The sequence below is a fragment of the Lactobacillus sp. UMNPBX19 genome (genome assembly GCF_002553805.1).
Lineage (GTDB): Bacteria > Bacillota > Bacilli > Lactobacillales > Lactobacillaceae > Lactobacillus.
In genome coordinates, this window is record NZ_PCYR01000161.1 from 1 (window position 1) to 362 (window position 362).

General features: G+C 44.8%; 1 protein-coding gene and 1 pseudogene. Both read right to left on the bottom strand.

The window, feature by feature from the left end:
- Nucleotides 1–236 (bottom strand): S4 domain-containing protein (locus CP370_RS10235; RefSeq protein ID WP_255408040.1); only part of this gene is annotated, 236 nt, incomplete at its 3' end.
- A pseudogene (locus tag CP370_RS09595) lies at nucleotides 181–362 on the bottom strand (polysaccharide biosynthesis protein); the annotation flags it as partial. The pseudogene CP370_RS09595 and the gene CP370_RS10235, both read right to left, overlap by 56 nt.

A 362-nucleotide genomic window follows, 5' to 3' on the forward strand; every position in this document is an offset into this window, starting at 1 on the left:
TAAGTAATCACCTGTTCTCCCAAACGAACTTGGTCAACCACGGGGTCAACCTTCACCCGTCCAGATTTAGCCACCACGTCATTAACAAAAACGGCCTTTTCCTTAATTAATTTCCGAATCTGACTTCGAGTACCTACATTCATATCGTGCAAAAACTTATCAACTCGCACAGGATCCCCCCTACTTAATTTTAAGCATTCTTCGTAAGCCCGCAGCACGTCCGCCGATAATTTCATCAGCTAAGCGACTTTTAAGGACACAAACTACGTAAAAGAGCCCGCCTAACGTAGCCGCCACTAAAATCACGATCAGTGCTTGAACCTTATTAGCCGGATTCATCACTAGATACAACCCGTTGGTCA